The sequence below is a fragment of the Neorhizobium sp. SHOUNA12A genome (assembly GCF_023006505.1).
Taxonomy (GTDB): Bacteria; Pseudomonadota; Alphaproteobacteria; order Rhizobiales; family Rhizobiaceae; genus Neorhizobium.
In genome coordinates this window covers 25850-48410 of record NZ_JALBGV010000007.1, presented here as the reverse complement: position 1 = coordinate 48410, position 22561 = coordinate 25850, and the positions used below count along the sequence as shown (strand labels likewise).

The 22561-nt window shown below is 61.0% G+C and carries 16 protein-coding genes and 1 tRNA gene; 5 read left to right on the top strand and 12 right to left on the bottom strand.

The annotated features are described in order from the left end of the window. Window positions 1-14 precede the first annotated feature (14 nt). Both MOV63_RS05380 and MOV63_RS05375 read left to right on the top strand, forming a co-directional pair. Window positions 15-761 (top strand): ribonuclease activity regulator RraA, encoded by a 747-nt coding sequence (locus tag MOV63_RS05380; protein WP_247032233.1) that lies wholly within the window; start codon window positions 15-17, stop codon window positions 759-761. Window positions 762-1055: 294 nt separating this feature from the next. Then, window positions 1056-1268, top strand: a complete 213-nt coding sequence (locus MOV63_RS05375; RefSeq protein WP_038544821.1) for a hypothetical protein — start codon at window positions 1056-1058, stop codon at window positions 1266-1268. 183 nt (window positions 1269-1451) lie between these two features. On the opposite strand, the gene MOV63_RS05370 is transcribed toward MOV63_RS05375, so the two are convergent. From MOV63_RS05370 to MOV63_RS05345, 6 genes are all read right to left on the bottom strand, one after another. After that, on the bottom strand, window positions 1452-2051 hold the full coding sequence (locus MOV63_RS05370) for a 4'-phosphopantetheinyl transferase superfamily protein (RefSeq protein ID WP_247032443.1): 600 nt from the start codon (window positions 2049-2051) through the stop codon (window positions 1452-1454). 35 nt (window positions 2052-2086) lie between these two features. Beyond that, window positions 2087-6127 carry a Pls/PosA family non-ribosomal peptide synthetase gene (locus MOV63_RS05365; protein ID WP_247032231.1) on the bottom strand — a complete coding sequence of 1347 codons (4041 nt, stop codon included), beginning with the start codon at window positions 6125-6127 and terminating at the stop codon, window positions 2087-2089. 511 nt (window positions 6128-6638) lie between these two features. Further along, window positions 6639-6715, bottom strand: a tRNA-Met gene (locus MOV63_RS05360). A 135-nt stretch (window positions 6716-6850) separates the two neighbouring features. Beyond that, a complete protein-coding gene (gene mnmA / locus MOV63_RS05355) occupies window positions 6851-8047 on the bottom strand; it encodes a tRNA 2-thiouridine(34) synthase MnmA (RefSeq protein WP_247032229.1) in 1197 nt (398 codons plus the stop codon). 144 nt (window positions 8048-8191) lie between these two features. Beyond that, window positions 8192-8470, bottom strand: a complete 279-nt coding sequence (locus tag MOV63_RS05350; RefSeq protein WP_247032227.1) for a hypothetical protein — start codon at window positions 8468-8470, stop codon at window positions 8192-8194. Window positions 8471-8537: 67 nt separating this feature from the next. After that, the gene (locus MOV63_RS05345) at window positions 8538-9659 is read right to left on the bottom strand and encodes a mechanosensitive ion channel family protein (protein ID WP_247032225.1); all 1122 of its coding nucleotides are present in this window, start codon (window positions 9657-9659) and stop codon (window positions 8538-8540) included. Between the two features lie 119 nt (window positions 9660-9778). On the opposite strand from MOV63_RS05345, the gene MOV63_RS05340 reads away from it, so the two are divergent. Next, window positions 9779-10198, top strand: coding sequence for a DUF1810 domain-containing protein (locus MOV63_RS05340; protein WP_247032223.1), 420 nt, complete (start codon window positions 9779-9781; stop codon window positions 10196-10198). On the opposite strand, the gene MOV63_RS05335 is transcribed toward MOV63_RS05340, so the two are convergent. Next, window positions 10195-11244 carry a Tim44 domain-containing protein gene (locus tag MOV63_RS05335; RefSeq protein WP_247032221.1) on the bottom strand — a complete coding sequence of 350 codons (1050 nt, stop codon included), beginning with the start codon at window positions 11242-11244 and terminating at the stop codon, window positions 10195-10197. The two genes, MOV63_RS05340 and MOV63_RS05335, sit on opposite strands and share 4 nt — an antisense overlap. Before the next feature lie 254 nt (window positions 11245-11498). Between MOV63_RS05335 and MOV63_RS05330 the strand changes: the two genes are divergently transcribed. Beyond that, window positions 11499-12395 carry an alanine--tRNA ligase-related protein gene (locus MOV63_RS05330; RefSeq protein WP_247032219.1) on the top strand — a complete coding sequence of 299 codons (897 nt, stop codon included), beginning with the start codon at window positions 11499-11501 and terminating at the stop codon, window positions 12393-12395. A gap of 92 nt (window positions 12396-12487) precedes the next feature. Here MOV63_RS05330 and serA read toward each other — a convergent pair whose 3' ends face one another. From serA to MOV63_RS05315, 3 genes are all read right to left on the bottom strand, one after another. Continuing rightward, entirely contained in the window at window positions 12488-14083 is a 1596-nt protein-coding gene (gene serA, locus MOV63_RS05325) for a phosphoglycerate dehydrogenase (protein ID WP_247032217.1), read from the bottom strand. 82 nt (window positions 14084-14165) lie between these two features. Then, entirely contained in the window at window positions 14166-15344 is a 1179-nt protein-coding gene (locus MOV63_RS05320; RefSeq protein ID WP_038544839.1) for a phosphoserine transaminase, read from the bottom strand. A gap of 183 nt (window positions 15345-15527) precedes the next feature. Next, window positions 15528-16376 carry an outer membrane protein gene (locus MOV63_RS05315; protein WP_247032215.1) on the bottom strand — a complete coding sequence of 283 codons (849 nt, stop codon included), beginning with the start codon at window positions 16374-16376 and terminating at the stop codon, window positions 15528-15530. A gap of 561 nt (window positions 16377-16937) precedes the next feature. On the opposite strand from MOV63_RS05315, the gene MOV63_RS05310 reads away from it, so the two are divergent. Beyond that, a complete protein-coding gene (locus tag MOV63_RS05310) occupies window positions 16938-18905 on the top strand; it encodes a methyl-accepting chemotaxis protein (RefSeq protein ID WP_247032213.1) in 1968 nt (655 codons plus the stop codon). A 104-nt stretch (window positions 18906-19009) separates the two neighbouring features. On the opposite strand, the gene glmM is transcribed toward MOV63_RS05310, so the two are convergent. Both glmM and ftsH read right to left on the bottom strand, forming a co-directional pair. After that, on the bottom strand, window positions 19010-20362 hold the full coding sequence (glmM, locus tag MOV63_RS05305; protein WP_247032211.1) for a phosphoglucosamine mutase: 1353 nt from the start codon (window positions 20360-20362) through the stop codon (window positions 19010-19012). A 233-nt stretch (window positions 20363-20595) separates the two neighbouring features. Then, window positions 20596-22530: an ATP-dependent zinc metalloprotease FtsH gene (ftsH, locus tag MOV63_RS05300; RefSeq protein WP_038544850.1), complete on the bottom strand. Its 1935-nt coding sequence runs from the start codon at window positions 22528-22530 to the stop codon at window positions 20596-20598. Window positions 22531-22561: the final 31 nt, after the last annotated feature.

The window sequence follows — 22561 nt, the reverse complement described above, 5'->3', positions numbered from 1 at the left end:
CATCGGAACCTAAAATGACCCATACACCCGACATTACGCGACCGTCCAAGGAGCTGATCGACGCACTGAAGGAAATCGGCGCCGCGACGGTTGCCGGCACGCTTGGCCACATGGGCTTCCGCAATCCGCACATGGTTGGTCCCGTGCCGCAGAATCGCGGGAAGTCGATCGTCGGGCCAGCCCTGACGCTTCAATTCATGCCGCAGCGGCCGGATCTCTTCACCGAGGGAGAATATGCCGATCCGGAGACGCAGTTGCACCGGCACGTGCTCTATCACGCCCAGGAGGGCGATGTGGTCGTGGTCGATGCGCGCGGCGATATGAGTTCCGGGGTCTTCGGCGATATGATGTCGACCTATTTCAAAGGCAGAGGCGGTGCTGGCATCGTGATCGACGGGTGCATGCGCGATCGGCCCAATGTCGAGAAACTGGATCTCCCCCTTTGGCTGCGCGGCTGGACGCCCAACTACCATGTGCAGACGAGCATTTACCCCAATGCCGTCAACGTTCCGATTGCCTGCGGCGGTGTCACGGTCATTCCCGGCGACATCATCGTCGCCGACGATGACGGCGTGGTGGTGCTTCCAGTCTCAATGGCCTCAAAGGTAATCGAAGAGGCACAAAAACATCACGAATGGGAAGAATTCTCGCGCGAGAAGCTGATGGAGGGCGGATCGTTGCAGCGCTACTATCCGCTGCATGACGATGCCCGCGGAGAGTACGAAGAGTGGCGCAAAACAAACCGCTTGGGACCAACTTAGCCAATGGATTACCCCAGGCGGGCGGCGAATTTTCCGGGGTGTCACCAGGCCCGGCCATGCGCATCGGCCATTCGGAAAGTAATCTCGTGTTGGCGCAAAGATCGAACGCGGAACTGGATGATCTCCCCTAAGCTCGACAGGCTTTTACCGGAGCGGCCGCCGAGGCCGGTATCAAGGTTCGGGATCAGTGAAACACCATCTTCGTCCGCTTCCGTACAGATCCCGTGGGTTTGGCAATATCTGTGGAAAGGGCATCTCCCATCACCTATAGTTGCCCCTTCAAAGGAGGTGGATATGACATATCACAATCCTTTCCCAGCTCGCGCAATGACGATGGGAGACATTTCTCTCCTCAGACACGCAGTCATTGTCGCGGCCGAAAGCTCGGAACGTAGTGCGGAAGCGGTCGCGCCCATCGTGTACGATCTCTACTGCCGCGGGCTTAAAGATCCGGAGAAACTTGCCGAGGCCGCGGGCTTGCTCGCCGCGTCTCGTTCCTTGAACTGACCATTACCCAGGGCGGGCCGGCGGCCGGAACCTGTCATTGCACAGTTCCGGTCGCAACTCCCAGCGGAACCTTATAGCCCCACAAGGCGGCGGCCCTTTCGTGCCAACCGATATCCTTGGTTAACCGCCTAAACGAGCGAGTTCGGTGAGATAGAAGTTCAGGGACCCCGGCGTCGCCTGCCGCTAACCGTTTACCGCAGCGGCAAGGACGACAACACGAGGCAACGTGCAAAAGGACAGCCGCATCCTGCGGCCGCCTGCGGTCACGGCCTCGCGGCGAGCAAGATCGACATTTATATGCTCGTAACCCAGAATTTCCCCATCAAGCGGGTACGCGGCTTTGTAGGCCGCCTCCTTCGCGCTGTAGAGAACGCGCGTCGCAAAACGCGCGTCGACCCCCGAGAGGACATCCCCGGAAGTCAGTACAAGGGCGGCGATGTCGTCCGGCAGCGGTTCGGCCGGCTCGACATCAATGCCGAGCGAGGGCACGTGAACGCTTCTGGCAATGGCTGCGACCGCCATTTCCGCATCATGCGCGAGAGAGCCGACGAAGCCCCGGGGCCAGAGCGGTGCTCCGGCGGGGGAACGCCCTATGGGGGCCTCTTCCGCATCTTCAAGCGCCAGTAGACATCGGACAAGCGAGCGGGCGGTACCGCTCGCTCGCCGGACCGCAGGTTGCCTGGAGGTAATGGCGGCCACTTCGTCAGGCAGGAGCAAGGCTTCGTCATTTGGGCCGATCATGCGACAACCGAGCCGGACAGTCGGCGGGGCAAGCCGCTTCATCTCCGTCAATAGCGCAGCTTCTGCCGCTCCGCCGTTCATTTGCCCGCAACTGACTTGAGAAAACCGCCAGGCTTTGCGGGGTTGCCGCGCCAGATCGAGTTCGGCTGAAGGATTTCGCCTTTCATCACAAAGCAATCAACGTCGGCGAGTGCTCCATCTCCCATCGTTACGCCGTAATGAATGAAGGCCGCGGGGCCGAGGGTGCAGCCGTTGCCGATGCGGATGAAATCCGACTTGAACGCGCCTTCCTCCAGCGAGTGCGCCTGGATGACGCAGCCTTCGTTGAGCGTCGCGTCGTCGCCGATCTCCACCAGCGATCTTTCTGTCAGGTTCGCGCCGCCATCGTAGACGCGCCTGCCAATCTTGACCCCTAACGCTCGCAGTATCATTGGACGGAACGGCGTGCCGGCGAAGAGCTGCACAACCGGCGAATCCGATAGCTTCCAGTGACGCTCGTGACGCCAGAAGGCAACATCGTAGATGGTATTCATCTGCGGCTGAAGCTTTCGGAAGCGCAGGCTCGCCCACTCCAAGAAGATATGGAACGGAATGGCAAACGCTGCCGTCAGTACGACCGCGACGAACAGAGCCATCTGCGCCCACTCGGTGTAATAGTTCAGCGCCCGGTCCCAAATCGCCAATGTAATGAACAACACTGTCCATTGCGTGGCGATAAACATCAGGGCGGTCGTGAGATTGTGCCTGTTCTTGTGCGGGAGACAGCCGCGGCGTTCGGCGTCGCTGACACCTTGAATGAGTTCTTTATCGCGCTTGACAATTCGGGGGATCTCGAAAGGCGGCGAACCGAGCAGGCCCACGTTTTCGCGTAACGGTCCATCGATTGGTACCATTACTTTTGTGCCAAGCAGCACGTTATCCCCGGTCCGGCTATCCGGCGGATAGAAGATGTTGTTCCCGAAGTAATTGCGCTCGCCGACCTTGGTGTGCTCCAGCCTGAAGGCAGAAGCCGACTTGTGGACGTTGATCATGTAGAGCCCGTCCGAAACCATCGTTCCGGAACCGATCTCGCAGAACAGCGGATTGTCCTGCTGCTGATTGCTGCCGAAGTTCGAGCCGGTTTGCACCACCTTGTTAAGTTTCCAGCCAAGTGCCCGCATGTAGTGGACGATGGCGGAGCTGTCGCCGAATATCAGGTTGAGAAAGCGAGCATTGGTGGAAGCCTCGACGATAGACTGCAACCAGAAATGAAAGCCATAGAGTCGGTAGGTGCGCCCGGGCTTCAGCAATAAGCTGAACAGGCGCGGCAGCACGAGCGCGACGAAAAGCAGCGCGCTGGTGAGAGCAAAGAGCGTCACGGTCGTGCCGACGGCGACGATACCGATAGACTCCTGATAGTCGTCGCTGACATTTTGCCAGTAGCTGTGGAACCACAGGGGGAACGGGGTGACGACAGCGAAAAGTGTGATGAGCTGTACAGCCTCGTAACTAAAGCGTCGCGTCTTCGAAAGGCTAAGGGTCGGGGCTTTGCAGTAATCCGCCGTGGTCGGTATCGCCGGGGATCCGTGCCAGTGGGCATCGTCTGGAATGTGCTCTCCTCGCTGCAGCGAGGACGCATGGCCGAGCTGTGCTCGCTCCCCAACGGATGTATCAATATCAATCACCGAACCTACGCCGACGAAGGCGTCGCAGCCGATGGAAATCGATCCCGTATGAATATAGCCGGCCTGAGCGCGATAGCCGAGAATCATGGATTCCTTGCGCAGTATGGCGTTGTCCCCGATGGAGATCAGGTCGGTGCAGACCGGGATCGTGCGGGACTCGATGGTAGCGTTGCGACCGAGACGGGCACCGAGCAAGCGAAGATAGAGGTTGTAAAGCGGGCTGCCGCGAAAGAGGACGACCGGCGCCGAACGTATGAGCGTTTTGACCACCCAGAAGCGGTAGTAGCGAAGACCCCAAATCGGAAAGCTCTCTGCTTTCCAGCGGCCGATGAGCAGCCACTTCATCGCAACGGCAAAGCCTGACATACCGAAAAAAACTGCTGCCGACAACATCGCGCAACGCAGGTAGAGCTGAACCGGGTCGTCGAGCATGTCATAGACCCAGTTGAGCCCATAGTTCAGCATCCAAAGATCGAAATAGCCGAAGAGGCAATAAAAGGCGAGCTGCGCGGCGCCGCTGGTCCAGTAGGCGAGGTTCGAGGCGCGATGATTGATGACAGGCTCCTCCACGGGTATCGCCTTGTCCTCAGGGCCGCGCAGGTGTCGCGCCAGAGCGGCGACCGTCGGATTGAGATAGATGTCCCGCATCGAAGTGCCTGACCACTCCTGGCGTGCACGCAGACGGGCACAGAAGCGCGCCATCAGCAATGAGTTCGCGCCGAGATCATCAAAAAAATGATCCTCAACGGAGATGTCGTCCATCATCAGCACTTCGCCCAGCGCCACCACCAGATAGCTCTCGTCATCGGTGGAGGGGAGGACTTCCTTGCGCCCTGTGCTGACCCGGAGGCCCATCGGCTTTGGCAGCCTCCCCGTATCCACCTTATCGGAGACTGTCATTGGCAATGCCGCAAGCTCCTCAAGGAATGAGGGTACCATGTACTCCGGTAGGCGCCGGCGCAGTTCTTTAGCAAGATGGGCGCGAGAAAGAGTTCCGGTACCGGATTTTAGCGCATAATAACCGACCAGCTCCAGGCGGCCGGGCTCGACCTCCCAAGTGGTGACGGCGGCCTGCGCTATATCGGGCTGGTCGAGCAAGGCCGTCTCGATTTCACCCAGCTCGATGCGATAGCCGCGAATCTTCACCTGTGTATCGATTCGGCCGTGATATTCGATTTCGCCGTCTGTATTTATGCAGCCGAGATCGCCGGTACGGTAGATGCGTTTTGAGGGATTATTAGGCAGATCGAGAAAGTCAGGAATGAATTTCTGTGCCGTCAGATCCGGCCGATTGAGGTAGCCGACTGCAAGGCCGATGCCGGCAATGCCGATTTCTCCAAATTCCCCGGCCGCCGCCAATCGCGGCGCTTCGGCATCAAGGATCACGATAGAATAAGAGGGCAGCGGCGACCCGATGGTCACGCGGCGCTCGGGCGTCAGGTAGCCCATGGTCGCGGTCACCGTCGCTTCAGTCGGGCCGTATGTATTAAGGATGCGGCGGCCCGGTTTCGACCAGCGGGTCACGAGATTCTGCGGACAGGCTTCGCCGCCCACGAGTATGGTGTGCAAGCTCGGCACATCGCTTTCCAAGGACGACAGCAGCGTCGGCGAGCAGGCCATGCAGGTAATGGCGTTAGCGCGAAGGAAGTCGCCGAGTTCCTCGCCTACCAGCGTCATGCGGCCGGGCGCGGGGACGATCGTGGCACCGGCGACAAATGGCACCCAGATCTCTTCGGTGGAGAAGTCGAAGGCGATCGTCATGCCCTGATAGACACGGTCGCCCGGTCGATAGCCATATGCTGCGGCGGCAACGTCAACGAAATTGCAGATGCTTTGGTGACGTACCGCCACGCCCTTGGGTCGGCCGGTCGTCCCGGATGTATAGAGGATATAGCAGATATCGTCGTCGGATCCGACGATATTGAGCGGGCTGTCCGATTGACGGGCGGTCTCCGGACAGTTGGCCGCAATCACGATATGTGGAACGGAAAGCGCCGCCGCGCGCGCCACGTGCTCGGCCATTGTGACGACGAAACGAACACCAGCGTCCTCGATAATCAAAGACATGCGCTCTTCGGGGAAGGCAGCTGCAAGCGGTACGAAGGCGGCCCCTAACTTCATGACAGCGAGGATCGCCATATACGTCTCGGCCGACCGCTCGAGCAGCAGGGCTACCCGGTCTCCGGGCTTGACGCCGCGCAGGGCGAGTAAGCGCGCAAGGCGGTTCGCCTCAGCGTCAATTTCAATGTAGGTCCACATGCGCCCGCCGTCTATAACGGCTGGCATCGCGCCGTAGCGCTCGGCACAGCGCTCGAACAGGCTGGAGAGCCGTTCGCCCGGCAGGGAAACGTTCCGTGGATCAGGGCCACATAGGATCTGCGGCACCGCACCGCGCTCCGTCACCTCCGAATGGCCCGAATTGAGACCGCGCACATGGATCCCCGCGTCGTTCATGTCTAATATCCTGCTTGTACTGTATCCAGCGACGTGACGTTGGCGATCTCGCTTCCTTGCCGATGCAGGGATCGCCTGTGGCGCCGGCGTACAGTTTGCGGCCGTCGTCATTGTTAGCTTCGCGCGCCTTACGCGAGATTTCGTGAAAAGAAAAGCAGCTTTGTTGGGCGCGTCAAAGCAGGTCCCACTGCTATGAAACGAACTGCGTCAAGAGCGCTCCCTGGACTGAGACTGCCGCCCAGCAGACAGATGTTGCGCAAGTGAAGATCGGGGCCTTGCCCGCCAGCGTCCGCCGGTTGAGACGTTCGCTGTGTTGCACGAGCCGGGACCGGAAGATCTCCCTGAGTTTCGGCACTTCTCCCGCGCCGAAGACATGGCTGGTCGCAAGCAGAGACTGAGACGAGGAAATCGCGGAACCCCAGACGCCGCAGGCCTGAGATATCCGCCAACCCGCGGAAATGTCGACGCCATTCCGAGAATGCGCCGCTGAGACTGGTTTCGCTGGACTGAATGGTAGCGGGAGGCAGAATTGAACTGCCGACCTCAGGGTTATGAATCCTGCGCTCTCACCAACTGAGCTACCCCGCCACAGGGACTGCGGAAGTTCCGGCGTGGCCGGTTCCGCTTTGGTCGTGCGGCTTATAAGTCCCCCGTCACCAAAGTGTCAAGCAGGGGCTGGGCAAAAACCGACGGCAATTTCGTGAGCCCCGGTTAGTGCACGTTTCAGGCAGCGACGGGTGTCGAAAGCAGAGCCTTCAGGGCGATTTCGGCCTCGGCTGCGCGTTCCGAACGCTCGATGAAACCGCCGCCATAGACGCGCGCATCCGCACCTTCGGCCGAATAGAGCACACACGCCTGGCCTGGCGCGACACCGGCCTCGCCGATCGCCAAATCCACATAGACGCCGTGTTCGTTGGAATGCAGGATCGCCGGCGTCGGCGGACGGGTCGAGCGCACCTTGGCGAAACAGGCAAATCCGCCCTTGGTGTCCTCGCCAAGCGCACCGTCGCCGATCCAGTTGACGTCGCGCAGATAGACGCGATGGGTATCCAGCGCTTCCTTCGGCCCGACGATCACCCGGCGCGAGCGGGCATCGAGATAAACGACGTAGAGCGGATCGCCGGTGGCGATGCCGATGCCGCGGCGCTGGCCGATCGTATAATGCACGATGCCTTCGTGGCGGCCGAGCACGCGCCCGTCCATGTGCACGATATCGCCGGCGAGTGCCGCGTTCGGCTTCACCTTGCTGATGATATCGGCATATTTGCCCTGTGGCACGAAACAGATGTCCTGGCTGTCGGCCTTCTTGGCAACGACAAGGCCCATTTCCTCGGCCAACTCGCGCACCTGCGCCTTTGACATGCCGCCGAGCGGGAAGCGCAGGTAGTCGATCTGCTCCTGGGTCGTTGCGAACAGGAACCAGCTCTGGTCGCGATCGCTGTCGATCGGTCGGAACAGCGCGCGGCGGTTCGGATTGCCCGGCGACGGATTGGCGGAGGAACGGATATAATGGCCGGTCGCCAGCGCATCGGCACCCAGTTCCTTGGCCGTCGCCAAGAGATCGGCGAACTTGACCGTCTGGTTGCAGGCAACGCAGGGGATCGGCGTTTCGCCCATCGCATAGGCTTCGGCGAACGGATTGATCACCGTCTCGCGAAACCGCTTTTCGTAGTCGAGGACGTAGTGGGGAATGCCGAGCGTTTCAGAAACACGCCGCGCATCGTCGATATCCTGGCCGGCGCAGCATGAGCCGGCGCGATGCACGGCCGCGCCATGATCATAGAGCTGCAGCGTGATGCCGAGCACGTCGTAACCCTGGCGTTTGAGCAGACCTGCGACGACGGAGGAATCCACTCCCCCCGACATGGCAACGACAACACGTGTGTCTTCCGGCCTCTTGTCAAAATCCAGCGTGTTCACGGAACTCTCTCGGTATCTCGAAGCCACCCGTCCAGATGATAGAAGCGGCGTGTTAAGGGCCTGCGGCGGGATCGGCCGTCGAAGGCAGCTGTTGCCGGATATAGAAAGGATTTGTGGCCTGCGCAAGGAGGAGCGCGAATCGGCTTATCGGCCCGGCAGTTTTTCAAGCCAGACCCAGAGGCTCCTGGTCATCCGCCCGAACTCCGTTTCCGGCACCAGGCTGCCGACCACGAAGATGCCGGCAAACAGCGTGCAGAGGGCGATGAGGCCGAAATAGAGCCTGACAAGAGTGCTGTGCTCCGCATAACGCAGGAACAGGCCACCATCGCCGAACAGGAAAATTTCCTGCCCGGCCATTGCCGAGGCCACCGCATAGGTCAGGTACCCGATGCCGGAAAGGAAGACTGCCCAGTTCAGTACCATCGCCCGTCTCCGCGCTTAGGCGGACTATTCTAGGCCGCCAGCATGAACAAACGGTCAAGGCCGCAATTCAAGACTGCAGCACGCCATGCCGTACCGCCTTCCCGGCAGCCGTCCTGACGCTACTGGCGGCACCTTCCGCCCGCACCCGCGGCAGGCTGGCGGGATATTCGCGCTGGATGAAGTCGATGATCTTCTCGCGGACCTCGCATCTGAGATCGAAGGTTCTCGGAGCATTGGAGGCCGAGACGAGAATGCGGATCTCCATGACATTTTCCCGGAAATCCGTCACCTGCACGGCAACCACCCGCTTGTCCCAGAGTTTTGACGCTGCGGCAATTTCCTCGACCTTGCGGCGCACCGCACTCACCGGAACCGAATAGTCGAGATAGATCATCACCGTGCCGATCAGCGCCGTACTGTCGCGCGTCCAGTTCTGGAACGGCTTTTCCATGAAATAGCTGAGCGGCAGGATCATCCGCCGCCAATCCCACAGTTTTACCACCACATAGGTGGAGGTGATCTCCTCGACATTGCCCCATTCGCCCTCGACGATCAGCGCGTCGTCGATGCGGATCGGCTGGGTGATGGCGAGCTGGATGCCGGCAAAGATGTTCTTCAGCACCGGCTGCAGCGCAAGGCCCAGCACGACGCCGGCGACCCCGGCCGATGCGAGCAGGCTGACGCCGTATTGCTGCACGGCCGGGAAGGTCATCAGCATTGCGGCGATGGTGATCGCCACGATCATGAAGCTCGCAATCCGCTCGGCGATCCGCGACTGGGTGACATGGGTGCGGGCAAGCAGATTGTCTTCCGCATCGAGCTTGAAGCGGCGCAGATAGACGATCATCCATACATGCAGGGCGATCTTCACCATCCAGCCGACGACGATGATGAAGCCGAGCAGCAGCAGGTGACGTATCACCTCCGCCTGCCCGGCACTCAGCGGGGCAATGGTCGCGCCGAGCGACAGCGTCCAGGTGAGGATCGCCAGCCGCATCGGCCGCCGTGTACGCGATACCAGCGACCGCCAGAACAGGTCCTTGTTCTCGACCAGCCGCGTCAGAAAGCGAAATCCAAAACGCTGGATCGCAAGCCCGATCAGAAATGCAACGGCCATGACACCGCAGCTGACAAGCCAGTCCGGCAGCCAGGCCGTATCATTCCGGAATTCCTGAATGAAGCGTTCCATACCTCCTCAGCTAGGGTGCGATGCAGCATCGGAAAGAGCGGCCGCAAAAATTTCATGATTTGAGAGTCTTCTTGGCCTGGGGTGATTTGTGGCAACAGGGCGATCAGGACGGAGAGACAATGCAATTCGACCTCATGCGCTTTGTCGACGCGCAAGCGCCGGTCTATGAGCGCGTCATCGGCGAGCTGCGCGATGGCAAAAAGCGCTCCCACTGGATGTGGTACATCTTCCCGCAGGTCGAGGGGCTCGGCTTCTCGATCATGTCCCAACGCTTCGCGATCGGCTCGAGAGCCGAGGCGACGGCCTATCTCGAACATCCCCTGCTGGGACCCCGGCTCACCGAATGTACCGAAGCGATGCTGTCCCATCCGGATCTTTCGGCGCACGTGATCCTCGGCTCGCCGGACGACATCAAATTCAAGAGTTCGATGACGCTGTTCGAGGCCGTCAGCAAAAAGGGCTCGCCTTTCGGCAAAGCCCTTTCGCAGTTCTTTGATGGCGAGCGCGACGAAAAGACCATCGCGCTGCTTCGAAGTTAAGCGGCTGCCTGGATCGCCGAGAGCTGCCAGTCGTTGGCGGGCTTGCGCACGAATGTCCAGACTTCGACGGTTTCGGTCACCGCGTTCGGATCGCCTTCGGCGACTGCGCCGGTCTTGCGGTCCTTCATGTAGTCGACGCTCGAATAGCGCATCGCAACGGTCGCATAGTCCTGGCCGTTTTCGCGCCAGGCTTCGGCGAGGTCGCCCTGCAGCAGTTTCACGTCCTTCACCTCGTTCTTGACGCCTTTGGTAGCGTTCTCGCCGAGTTCTTCCGCCAGATAGGACATCGCCTCCGGCGTGGTGAGGGTGCGCAGCTTGGCATAGTCCTCTTCGCCATAGGCAGACTGGACGTTGGTCAACAGCTTCTCGAACTGGTCGAGGTCGCGGTTGGTGATGCCGATCTCGTCGGTTTCCGGCCCGGCCTGACGCGGAGCGGCATTTTGGCCGCCGCCAAAACCGCCCTGCCCGCTGCCACCCAGCGACCCGATCTTCGGGATCTGGAAGGACGAGGTGTTCTGGCTCGGCGCATCATAGGCGTTGCGCTGCTGGCCAAAACCGGTGTTCATGCCCCCTGCCGGGCCGCCGGCCGTCTGCTGACGGCGGGCGAACCAACGGAAAGCCAGCATGGCGAGACCGCCGATCAGCGCGATCTGCAGCAACATGCCAAGCATGCCGGCCATGCCGCCGAAACCGGTACCCATGAACATGCCGATCAGGCCGCCAAGGGCGAGACCGCCGAGCAGGCCGCCGAACATGCCGCCGAAGAGGCCGCGACGAGGCTGCTGCGCTGCCTGCTGACCAAAGCCGTTCTGTGGCGTCGTGGCGTTCTGCTGCGTGTTGGGCGTCATCGACCGGTTGATGCCGGTCGGCGCCGTGGGCGCGGTATTGGTGGTCGCCGGAGCCGAGAATGTGCGCGTGCCGCGGCTGCCAAAACCGCCGCCGCTGGCGCGGCGCGCCTCAGCCAAATCCACGGCGGTCAAGGAAACCGCCATCCCGATCGCCAGGATCGCGAACAGGTTCTTGAAACGCCGAAGCTTCGATAACATCGTTTTCTCCTCATAAACCGCTCTATCGCGGTGTTCCCGGTCTATATAGCGACGGATGGTTCCGGATTTTAGATCAGCCATCCGTTTTTCCCGTCGAAGTAGATAACCAAGTTTGAAACGGGAGCCAAGCTCCAAAAATACAGCCCAAGGGTGTAATTTTCATATTGCCCTGCGACATCCCGGCGCGGGCCTTCTTGCCCCGAGAGATTGTCCTCGCATCCCGCATTGCGCGGCATGCGGAATGCCATTACCTTTTGGCAAGGCACACAAATGCAAAGGAGGTTGCCTATGACACCGCGGGACGCCTGATCCGGCACTATCAAGACTTCTGCCTTTCAAAGGGCATCGATTTCGAAACCTTTGAATCCGTAAGGCCGCATGACGCCACCACGCTCTTCTGCAGCGCTGGCATGCAGCGGTACAAACTCCTCTTCTCCGATCCTTCCCATGAGGGAACCGTCGCAAACAGCCAGGCATGCCTGCGCCTCGGCGACCTGGATGAAATCGGAGACGGAGCCCACTTCCTCCACTTCACCATGCTCGGCCTCTTCTCCTTCCGGGAGATGAGTGTTGGCGGTGCCATCGATTTCTGGCTCGAGTTCCTGCAAAAACTCGGTCTTGTGCCGGATCACGTCACCATCCATCCCGATCGCCTGGCCGACTGGACGCCGCTTTACCGCGGACGCCTTCCGATCGTCCCCGATCCGGAATGTACCTGGAGCGATGGCAGCATCACGGGATACAGTACCGAGTTCTACAAGGACGGGGTGGAGATCGGAAACATCGTCAATCCGCTCGGAACTTGCATCGATGTCGGCTTCGGCGCCGAGCGTCTCGACATGCTCATCAATGGTACGCCGCCACAGGATGCGCTCGAAACGCTGAGTGGCGCGATCATGAAGATCATCGAAAGCGGCTACCATCCGGGAAACAGGCAACAGGGTTACGTCCTGCGCAAACTGCTCCGCCGCCTTCATCGGATGGGCGGCACGCTCGACCATCCCTTCTTCATCGAGGAGGGCGAGCGCCAGGACCGGCTTCGGGCCAGATATCTCCACCTGCGGGAAAGGCATCCCGGCATGAGCCCAGAGTGGTGGTTCGACACCCATGGCATCGAGCTCTCCGACATGCAGGATATGCCGGACGGATAAATGACGAAGGCCTCCGGCGGTGTTTGCCGGAGGCCTTCGTATTGCTCGGAAAACCCTCACGACCATGACAGTCGTGAACAGCTTTCGTGACCTCAGTCGACGTTGAACGCCAGCGGCTTGGCCTGGCGGACTGCCGGATTGGCGGTCAGTTTCGCCAGCACGTCGGCCGGAACCGGACCATCGACATAAAGGAGAGCGATCGCATCGCCGCCTTCCTTGTCGCGGCCGAGATGGAAGTTGGCGATGTTGACGCCGGCATTGCCGAGCGTCGTGCCGATGAAGCCGATCATGCCGGGAACGTCGGTATTGGCGATGTAGACCATGTTGGCGCCGACATCCGCATCGAGGTTGATGCCCTTGATCTGGATGAAGCGCGGCTTGCCGTCGGAGAAGACGGTGCCGGCAACCGAACGGGTCATCGTGTCGGTGGTGACGGTAAGCTTGATATAGCCGTCGAAGACGCCCGACTTGTCGCGCTTGGCTTCGGAAAGGATGATGCCCTTTTCCTTGATCATGATCGGCGCCGAAACCATGTTGACGTCGGAGACCTGCGAACGGATGAGACCGGCGAGCAGCGCGCTCGTCAGCGCCTTGGTGTTCATGCCGGCCGTCGAGCCGTCATAGAGGATCTCGATTTCCTTGATCGCATCCTCGGTGACCTGGCCGACGAATGCGCCGAGCACGTCCGCCAGACGGATGAACGGCTTCAGCCGCGGCGCTTCCTCCGCCGTGATCGACGGCATGTTGATGGCGTTCGAGACCGCACCCTTGATCAGGTAGTCCGACATCTGCTCGGCGACCTGCAGCGCGACGTTTTCCTGCGCTTCCGTGGTCGATGCACCGAGATGCGGGGTGCAGACGACGTTTTCGAGGCCGAACAGCGGGCTTTCGGTGGCGGGCTCGACTTCGAACACGTCGAAGCCAGCACCGGCGACATGGCCGGACTTGATGGCTTCGGCAAGCGCTGCCTCATCGACGAGGCCGCCACGGGCGCAGTTGATGATGCGAACGCCCGGCTTGGTCTTGGCAAGCGCTTCCTTGCCGAGGATGCCGCGGGTCTTGTCGGTCATCGGCACATGCAGGGTGATGAAATCGGCGTGGGCCAGAAGTTCGTCGAGCTCGACCTTGGTGACGCCCATTTCCTCGGCGCGCTCGGCCGACAGGAAGGGGTCATAGGCAAGAACATGCATGCCGATGCCGATCGCCTTCTTGCAGACAATGCCGCCGATATTGCCGGCGCCGATGACGCCGAGCGTCTTGCCGGTGATCTCGACGCCCATGAAGCGCGACTTTTCCCACTTGCCGGCCTGGGTCGAGGCATCGGCTGCCGGAAGCTGGCGGGCGACGGCGAACATCAGGGCGATGGCGTGTTCGGCCGTGGTGATCGAGTTGCCGAACGGCGTGTTCATGACGATGATGCCGCGCCGCGAGGCGGCAGGGATATCGACATTGTCGACGCCGATGCCGGCGCGGCCGATGACCTTGAGATTGGTCGCGGCGGCGATCAGCTTTTCGGTCGCCTTGGTGGCGGACCGGATCGCAAGGCCGTCATAGTTGCCGATGATCTCGGCAAGCTTTTCCTTGTCCTTGCCGAGCTTCGGCTGGAAATCGACTTCGACGCCGCGATCGCGAAAGATCTGGACGGCGGTTTCCGACAGTTCGTCGGATACGAGAACGCGAGGTGCCATCAGTGGGCCTCCTGAAAAAGTTTCTGTCGTGAATGAGGAAATGGGCTCCGCTTCATCAGCGGAGCCGGATACGCGACTTGCTTTAAGCGGCGGCCTTGGAAAGCGCAGCCTTCTGCGTTTCGAAGGCGTAGGTGAGCCAGGGCATCAGAGCCTTCATGTCAGCTTCTTCGATCGTGGCGCCGGCCCAGATGCGAAGGCCGGAGGGCGCATCCCGATAGGCACCGATGTCGAGCGCGACGCCTTCCTTTTCGAGGATCGACACCATGCCCTTGGCAAAGGCTTCCTGCGCGTCGGTATCGAGAGCGGCGACATCCGCGTCGGCGATCTTGAGGCAGACCGAGGTGTTGGAGCGCGTTGCCGGGTCGACGGCGAGGTTGTCGATCCAGGCATTGGCGGCCACGAAATCGTGGATGACCTTGGCGTTGGCATCGGCGCGCGCGATCAGACCCTTGAGGCTGCCGACCGATTTTGCCCAGTTGAGCGCATCGATATAGTCCTCGACGCAGAGCATCGACGGCGTGTTGATTGTCTCGCCGACGAAGATGCCTTCGATCAGCTTGCCGCCAGAGGTGAGGCGGAAGATCTTCGGCAGCGGCCAGGCAGGCACGTAGGTCTGCAGGCGCTCGACAGCGCGAGGGCTGAGGATCAGCATGCCATGGCCGCCCTCACCGCCCAGAACCTTCTGCCAGGAGAAGGTGACGACGTCGAGCTTGGCAAAGTCCATGTCCTGGGCGAATGCCGCCGAGGTGGCGTCGCAGATGGTCAGGCCCTTGCGGTCTGCCGGGATGAAGTCGGCGTTCGGGACCCGAACGCCGGAGGTTGTGCCGTTCCAGGTGAAGACCACGTCGCGGTCGAAATCGACCGTGGAAAGGTCCGGAAGCAGGCCGTAGCCGGCTTCGATCTTGCGCGCGTCCTTGAGCTTCAGCTGCTTGACGACGTCGGTGACCCAGCCGGCGCCAAAGCTTTCCCAGGACAGCATGTCGACGCCGCGCTCGCCGAGCAGCGACCAGAGCGCCATTTCGACGGCGCCGGTATCGGAGGCCGGCACGATGCCGATGCGGTAATCCGCCGGCACGCCCAGAATTTCACGGGTGAGGTCGATGGCCTGCTTGAGCTTTGCCTTGCCGACCTTGGCACGGTGCGAACGACCGAGCGGAGCATCGGAAAGCGCTTCGAGCGACCAACCGGGGCGCTTCGAGCAAGGGCCAGAAGAAAAGTGGGTATTGTTCGGACGCAGGTCCGGCTTTGCGGCGTTTGCCATATGGCTATCCTTCCAGATAGATGGCCTCTCGTTGGGGAGAGGTGTCCCGCCGCTGTGGTTATGCCTGAGCGCCTTCACAGTCAAGCGGGTAATGTCGCCCACGGACAAATTTCTGCCGCAGCCTTGCCGCCGCAAACGCAGAAAGCCGCCCGGAGGCGGCTTTCGCTTGGAGATGGATAACCCTTACTTGTAGACGATCGGCTGCGGCGGGGGCTCGTAAGCCGGCGGCGTGTCGCAGCCGCCGAAGATGTAGCGGGCGCCGACGCGGGCTTCATGCGAATAGAAACCCTTGTCCTTGCCCGGGCCGCCACCCGATGCGAAACCGAACATGTCACCGCCGGCAACCTGACGGAAGCGGTAGCCGACATCGGCCTTGACGTTGCAGGTGATGTCGATCGATGCGCCGGCCATCAGCGCGTAGGTGAAACGCCAGCTCTTTTCGCCGCCATGCGTCACTGTCGCGTCGCAACCGCTGCCGTCGTCGGCGCAGGACGTGTTGCGCAGGTTCGACCACTTGACGTAGGTGCCGCCGATACCGGCACCGACGTAAGGCGTGAAGTAGCCATAGGTGCCGAGATCGACATAGGCGTTGGCCATCAGCGAGTAGGCGTGCAAGGCAGCGAGGTCGGTCGATGTACACGCAACGGCGCAAGCACCGCCGCCGGCGCCACCACCATGCGTAGAGCCACGGAACTTGCTGTTGAACATGTAGTCCATCGTCACGTCGGTGCGCAGGTAGCTGTTGATCTGGTAACCGACACCGCCCCCGAGCGTGAAAGCATCACGCAGATCGGAACGGTCGAATTCCGCGATCGCCACACCAGGTGTACCGGTACCCTGGTAGAAGTCGGTGCCGCGCGACTTTTTGAAGGAATAACCGACGTCACCGCGAAGGTACCAGCCGGTCGCCTCCTGAACGGTCACTTCGGGCGCATCCTGATAGGGCTCCGGCTGCGGCTGATAAAGATCGGCAGAAGTGGCGGCGCTCGCCGTCAGTGTCAGCGCAAACACGCTGGCCAGCAACTTTCTCATGGGTTCATCTCCAAAGCTCGTATCGCGTATGGCATGCAAAGCGGGCAGCCAACGGGTTGATCCGCTAGGGATGATGATCGACAAAGGTTAAGTCTCGCTTAACCATGCTCGTTTACCGCGCGTTTTCCTAAAACCGCCGGCAATTCTACAATTGAACTTATGTTGAAAGAGTTGGACAAGGCGCTCGCGCCGAACGGATTCCTCTTTTGTAGGCTGACCGAGCACGGCAGGCCAAATCCACGCTAGCCGCCAAACTATTGACTTCACTTACTTTAGTAGAATCGGCGTTAGCAAAAGGTAATTTAAGCTTAGATAAACAATTAATTCTTTATAAACTATAGATGCATACTTTTAGCATATTCGGATCTGGGAAATACCGGGGGATCTGCAGGGGCCGAATGAGTGGAGGGCGTTTGCCGATGCGTTTCAATCGGGGACTCCTTGTTCACCGAACAAGCAATTTCAATCAAAATTGCCGCGATGAAATATCCTGATGCTCTTCCGGAGAAGATCGACCACGTATAGCTGCGACGCGAGGCGCCGCAAAAGAAAGAACTGTCCATGAGCAATGTCAAAACATTCGGCATAGCATTCCGACTGGCTGTCGGGTTCGGCTTTTTGCTTCTCCTGATGATCGGCCTGACTTTCTACTCCACCAGCCAGGTTGCGACGATCGACAACAACCTCGCAACCGTCAATGACGTCAACAGCGTCAAGCAGCGCTTTGCCATCAACTATCGCGGCAGCGTGCACGACCGCGCGATCGCGATCCGCGATGTGACGCTCGTCACGTCCGATGCCGAACGCAAGGAAGCCGAAGCGCTCATCGGCAAGCTCGCGGCCTCCTATGCGGAAAACGAAAAACGCATGGCGGACATGGTCGGCGCCCCCTCCGGTGCAACGGGTCAGGAAAAGGTAATATTGGCTGAAATCGCCGACATTCAGTCGAAGACCAATCCGCTGGTCGCCCAGATCATTTCGCTGCAGCAGAAAGGTGATGGTGAGGCGGCGCGCAAGATCCTGCTGGAGCAGGCCCGTCCCCTCTTCGTCTCCTGGCTCGGAGCGATCAACAAGTTCATCGACTATCAGGAGGCGCTCAACAAATCGATCGGCGGCGATGTCCGCAACGCTGCGAGCGGCTTTAGAAACCTTGCGCTGGCCGCCCTCGGCATAGCCGCGCTGCTTTCGATCATTGTCGCCTTCTTGACTGCCCGCTCGATCATCGGACCACTCTCCAAGCTGCAGCAATCGCTGAAGGCCATGGCGGCGGGCAGCCTCGAAGGCGACCGGACGATCGAGGCACGCGGCGACGAGATCGGCATGCTCGCCCGCGCCGTGGCCGCCCTGAGGGATGCCATCTCCGTCAACGCGGAACGCGCAGCCGATGCCGAGGCGAAACGGACCGTCGGCGAACGTCAGAGGCTGGAACAGGAAGCGACCGAGCGCAACGCGATCGCCGAACAGACGAGCCAGGCAGTCCGCCAACTCGCCGACGCCTTGCAGGCTCTGGCAAACGGCGATCTGACGCGGGAGATCAACACACCGTTCATCCCCTCGCTCGATCAGTTGAGGGCCGACTTCAACGCCGCGGTGGCGAAACTTCGCGAAGCGATGCAGAAGGTCGCCGCAAATGCGAGTGCGATCGCCGCCGGTGCCCAGGAAATCCGCTCAGCCTCCGACGACCTCGCCAAGCGCACCGAACAGCAGGCGGCCTCTGTCGAAGAAACCGCTGCGGCCCTGGAAGAGATCACCACGACGGTTTCCGACTCCAGCCACCGCGCCCAGGAAGCTGGCAACCTCGTGCGCATGACCAAGGAAAATGCCGAGCGTTCCGGCCGGGTCGTCCGCGATGCCGTCGACGCGATGGGCAAGATCGATTCGTCTGCCGTCGAGATCGGCAACATCATCGGCGTCATCGACGAGATCGCTTTCCAGACCAATCTGCTTGCACTGAACGCCGGCGTCGAGGCCGCCCGTGCCGGCGAGGCCGGCAAGGGTTTCGCGGTGGTGGCGCAGGAAGTGCGGGAACTCGCCCAGCGTTCCGCCAAGGCGGCAAAAGAGATCAAGGAACTGATCCACACCTCCAACGACCACGTGAAGAACGGCGTGGCGCTGGTGGGAGAAACCGGCAAGGCCCTGGAACAGATCGTCGTTCAGGTCCAGCAGGTCAACGGCAATGTCGAGGCTATCGTGGAAGCCTCGAAGGAACAGTCGACCGGCCTCAAGGAAATCAACACGTCGGTCAACACGATGGATCAGGGAACGCAACAGAATGCGGCCATGGTCGAGGAAACAACCGCAGCGGCGCACAGCCTTGCCCGGGATGCAGAGGGCCTGTTCCAGCTCCTGTCGCAGTTCCATATCGGCGGCGGCACTGTAACTGGAACCTCTTCACATCGGGGCTCGCCCGCACTCGCATCCGGCAGCAGCCGCCCGACCACATCTCCGGCCCGCAGGATGGTCGCGAAAGTCGCGCAGTCATTCCAGGGCAATGCCGCCGCTGCAAAGCAGGATTGGGAAGATTTCTGAAGGCAGCAAGGACGGCGATTTCCGGCGATCCGGAGCTCCCCCGTAAAAAAATAAAGGCCACCCGCGAAAGCCGTGGGTGGCCTTTTTCATTGAGACTATGTCTGTCAGGCCGCGGTGCGGACGTTGGCGATGGCGCCGACCAACCCGTCGACGATGCGCTCGATCTGCCCCCGGTCGTCGCCTTCCGCCATCACCCGGATCAACGGTTCGGTGCCGGACGGGCGGATGACCAGGCGGCCCTTGGCGGCGAGCTCGGCTTCCGCATCGGCGATCGCCTGGCGGACGATCTGATCCTCCAGCGGCTTGCCGCCCTGGAAACGGACGTTCTTCAGAAGCTGCGGCACGGGATCGAAACGGCGGCAGATCTCGCTGACCGGCCGGCCAAGGCGCTTTGCCCGTGCCAGGACCTGCAGGCCGGCGACGAGGCCGTCACCGGTCGTGCCGAAATCGGAGAGTACGATATGGCCGGACTGTTCGCCGCCGACATTGAAATCGTTGTTGCGCATATGCTCGACGACATAACGGTCACCAACCTTGGTGCGCGCCAGGTCGAGGCCCTTGCCGTTGAGGAAACGTTCAAGCCCGAGATTGGACATCACCGTCGCGACGATGCCGCCGCCTTTCAGCTTCTGGTCCTCGGCCCAGCTCTCGGCAATGACAGCCATCAGCTGGTCGCCGTCGACGATCTCGCCGCGCTCGTCGACGATGATGACGCGGTCGGCATCGCCATCGAGCGCGATGCCGATGTCGGCGCGCACTTCATGCACCTTCTTCTGCAGTGCTTCCGGGCTGGTCGAGCCGCAGTCGAGATTGATATTCGTGCCATTGGGCTCGTTGCCGATGGTCACAACCTCCGCGCCGAGTTCCCAGAGCGCCAGCGGAGCAACCTTGTAGGCCGCGCCATTGGCGCAGTCGATCGCGACCCGCAGGCCATGCAGGGTAACGTCGCGCGGCAGCGTGCGCTTGACGTGTTCGATATAGCGGTAGATGTCGCCCTCGACGCGCTTTGCCCGGCCAATGTCGCCGGACTTGGCGAGCTGCGAATGCAGGTCGCTGTCGAGCAGATCCTCGATGCGCATCTCCAGTTCGTCGGAGAGCTTGTAGCCGTCCGGACCGAACAGCTTGATGCCGTTGTCCTCATAAGGATTGTGCGAGGCGGAGATCATCACGCCAACATCGGCGCGCAGCGACCGGGTGAGCATGGCAACAGCCGGCGTCGGGATCGGCCCGAGCAGGAAGACGTCGAGGCCGGCGGCGGTAAAACCCGCCACCATGGCGTTCTCCAGCATGTAGCCCGAGAGGCGCGTATCCTTGCCGATCACCACCCGGTGGCGATGATTGCCGTTGCGAAAAATCGTGCCGACGGCGATGCCGACGCGCATCGCAAGATCCGGCGTCATCGGGTGGATGTTGGACTGTCCGCGAATGCCATCGGTGCCAAAATAGCGGCGTGTCATGTAAGCTCCTTCGTCATCGCGCCTGAGCGTCGCGGTCTTAAGCAGGGAATCGAACCCTGCAATATGTTAGACGGCAAAACCGGCCTGAAGCTTGGCTCATGCCATAGTTTAACGGCACAAGCACATAAATTAGCGTCAAAATCGATTATATCCCGTTACTAATAAATAAACCCTTCCAAGCAAAAGCCGCCATGGATCGCTCCACGGCGGCTTTTGATGTCAGTAGCAAAGGCTCAGTGCGGCTGCGGCTCCAGACCGCTTTCCGGTTCGCCGCCCTTGGGCTCGTCCTTCTTTGAGCCGGCGCTCGGCACGGCCGAACCACGGGTCGGAGGCGCATCGTCGCCGAGATCGCGCGATGGCTTCTGGCCCTTGATCAGCGCCTTGATCTCCTCGCCCGACAGCGTCTCGTATTCGAGCAGGCCTTCGGCGATCGCCACGAACTCGTCGTGCTTGGTCGTGAGAATTTCACGCGCCTGGGTATAGGCCTCGTCGATCAGGCGGCGCACTTCGTTGTCGATCTTCTGGGCGGTTGCTTCCGAAACGTTCTTCGACTGCGAGACCGAGTGACCGAGGAAGACTTCCTGCTGGTTCTCGCCATAGGCGACCTGGCCGAGTTCGTCGGAGAAGCCCCACTGGGTGACCATGGCGCGCGCAAGCTTGGTGGCCTGCTCGATATCCGAGGACGCGCCGGAAGTGATGTTCTCCTTGCCGAAGGTGAGCTCTTCCGCGATACGACCGCCCATCATGATGCAGAGGCGCGACACCATCCACTTGTAGCTCATCGAGTAACGGTCGCCTTCCGGCAGCTGCATGACCATGCCTAGCGCACGGCCGCGCGGGATGATCGTTGCCTTGTGCAGCGGATCGGCGACGGCGACATGCAGCGCGGTGATGGCGTGGCCGGCTTCGTGATATGCGGTCAGCTTCTTTTCCGCTTCGGTCATGGCCGACGAGCGGCGCTCGGCGCCCATCATGATCTTGTCCTTGGCGTCTTCGAACTCGCTCATGGTGACCATGCGCTTGTTGCGGCGCGCGGCCATCAGGGCTGCTTCGTTGACGAGGTTCATGAGGTCCGCGCCGGAGAAGCCGGGCGTTCCACGGGCAAGAACCTTGAGGTCGACATTCGGTGCCAGCGGCACGTTGCGGGCGTGAACCTTGAGGATGCGCTCGCGGCCGACGATATCCGGGTTCGGCACGACGACCTGGCGGTCGAAACGGCCGGGACGCAGCAGCGCCGGGTCGAGAACGTCCGGACGGTTGGTCGCGGCGATCAGGATGATGCCTTCATTGGCTTCGAAACCGTCCATCTCGACGAGCAGCTGGTTGAGGGTCTGTTCGCGTTCGTCGTTACCACCGCCAAGACCGGCGCCACGATGACGGCCGACCGCGTCGATTTCGTCGATGAAGATGATGCAGGGTGCGTTCTTCTTCGCCTGCTCGAACATGTCGCGCACGCGGCTTGCGCCTACGCCGACGAACATTTCGACGAAGTCAGAACCGGAAATGGTGAAGAAGGGAACGTTGGCTTCGCCGGCGATGGCACGGGCGAGCAGCGTCTTACCGGTGCCCGGAGGGCCGACAAGCAGCACGCCGCGCGGGATACGACCGCCGAGACGCTGGAATTTCTGCGGGTCGCGGAGGAATTCGACGATTTCTTCGAGATCCTGCTTGGCTTCGTCGACACCGGCAACGTCTTCAAACGTCACGCGGCCATGCGCCTCGGTCAAAAGCTTGGCCTTGGACTTGCCGAAGCCCATCGCGCCGCGCGAACCGCCCTGCATCTGCCGCATGAAGAACAGCCAGACGCCAAGAATGAGCAGCATCGGCAGCAGCGTGCCGAGATAGCTGAGGAAACCGGAGGATCCGTCCGTTTCCGGGCGTGCGACGATGGTGACGTTTTTCGCCTGCAGCCGATCCATCAGCGAATCGTCGATGACGGGCGAATAGGTCTGAAATCCTGATCCGTTCTCGGTGTAGGTGCCGAGCACCCGATTGCCCGTGACGACGACATCCCGCACCCGCCCCGAATCCACATCCCGCAGGAACTGCGAATATGGGACCTCACGCGAGCTGGTCTGCGACGGCGCCGTCTGGAACATGCTGAACAATGCGACCAGCAGGAGGGCTATGATAACCCAGAGGGCGATATTACGAAAGTTTGGGTTCATTGAACTCCCCGGACTGCGACGGCCTGCTTCG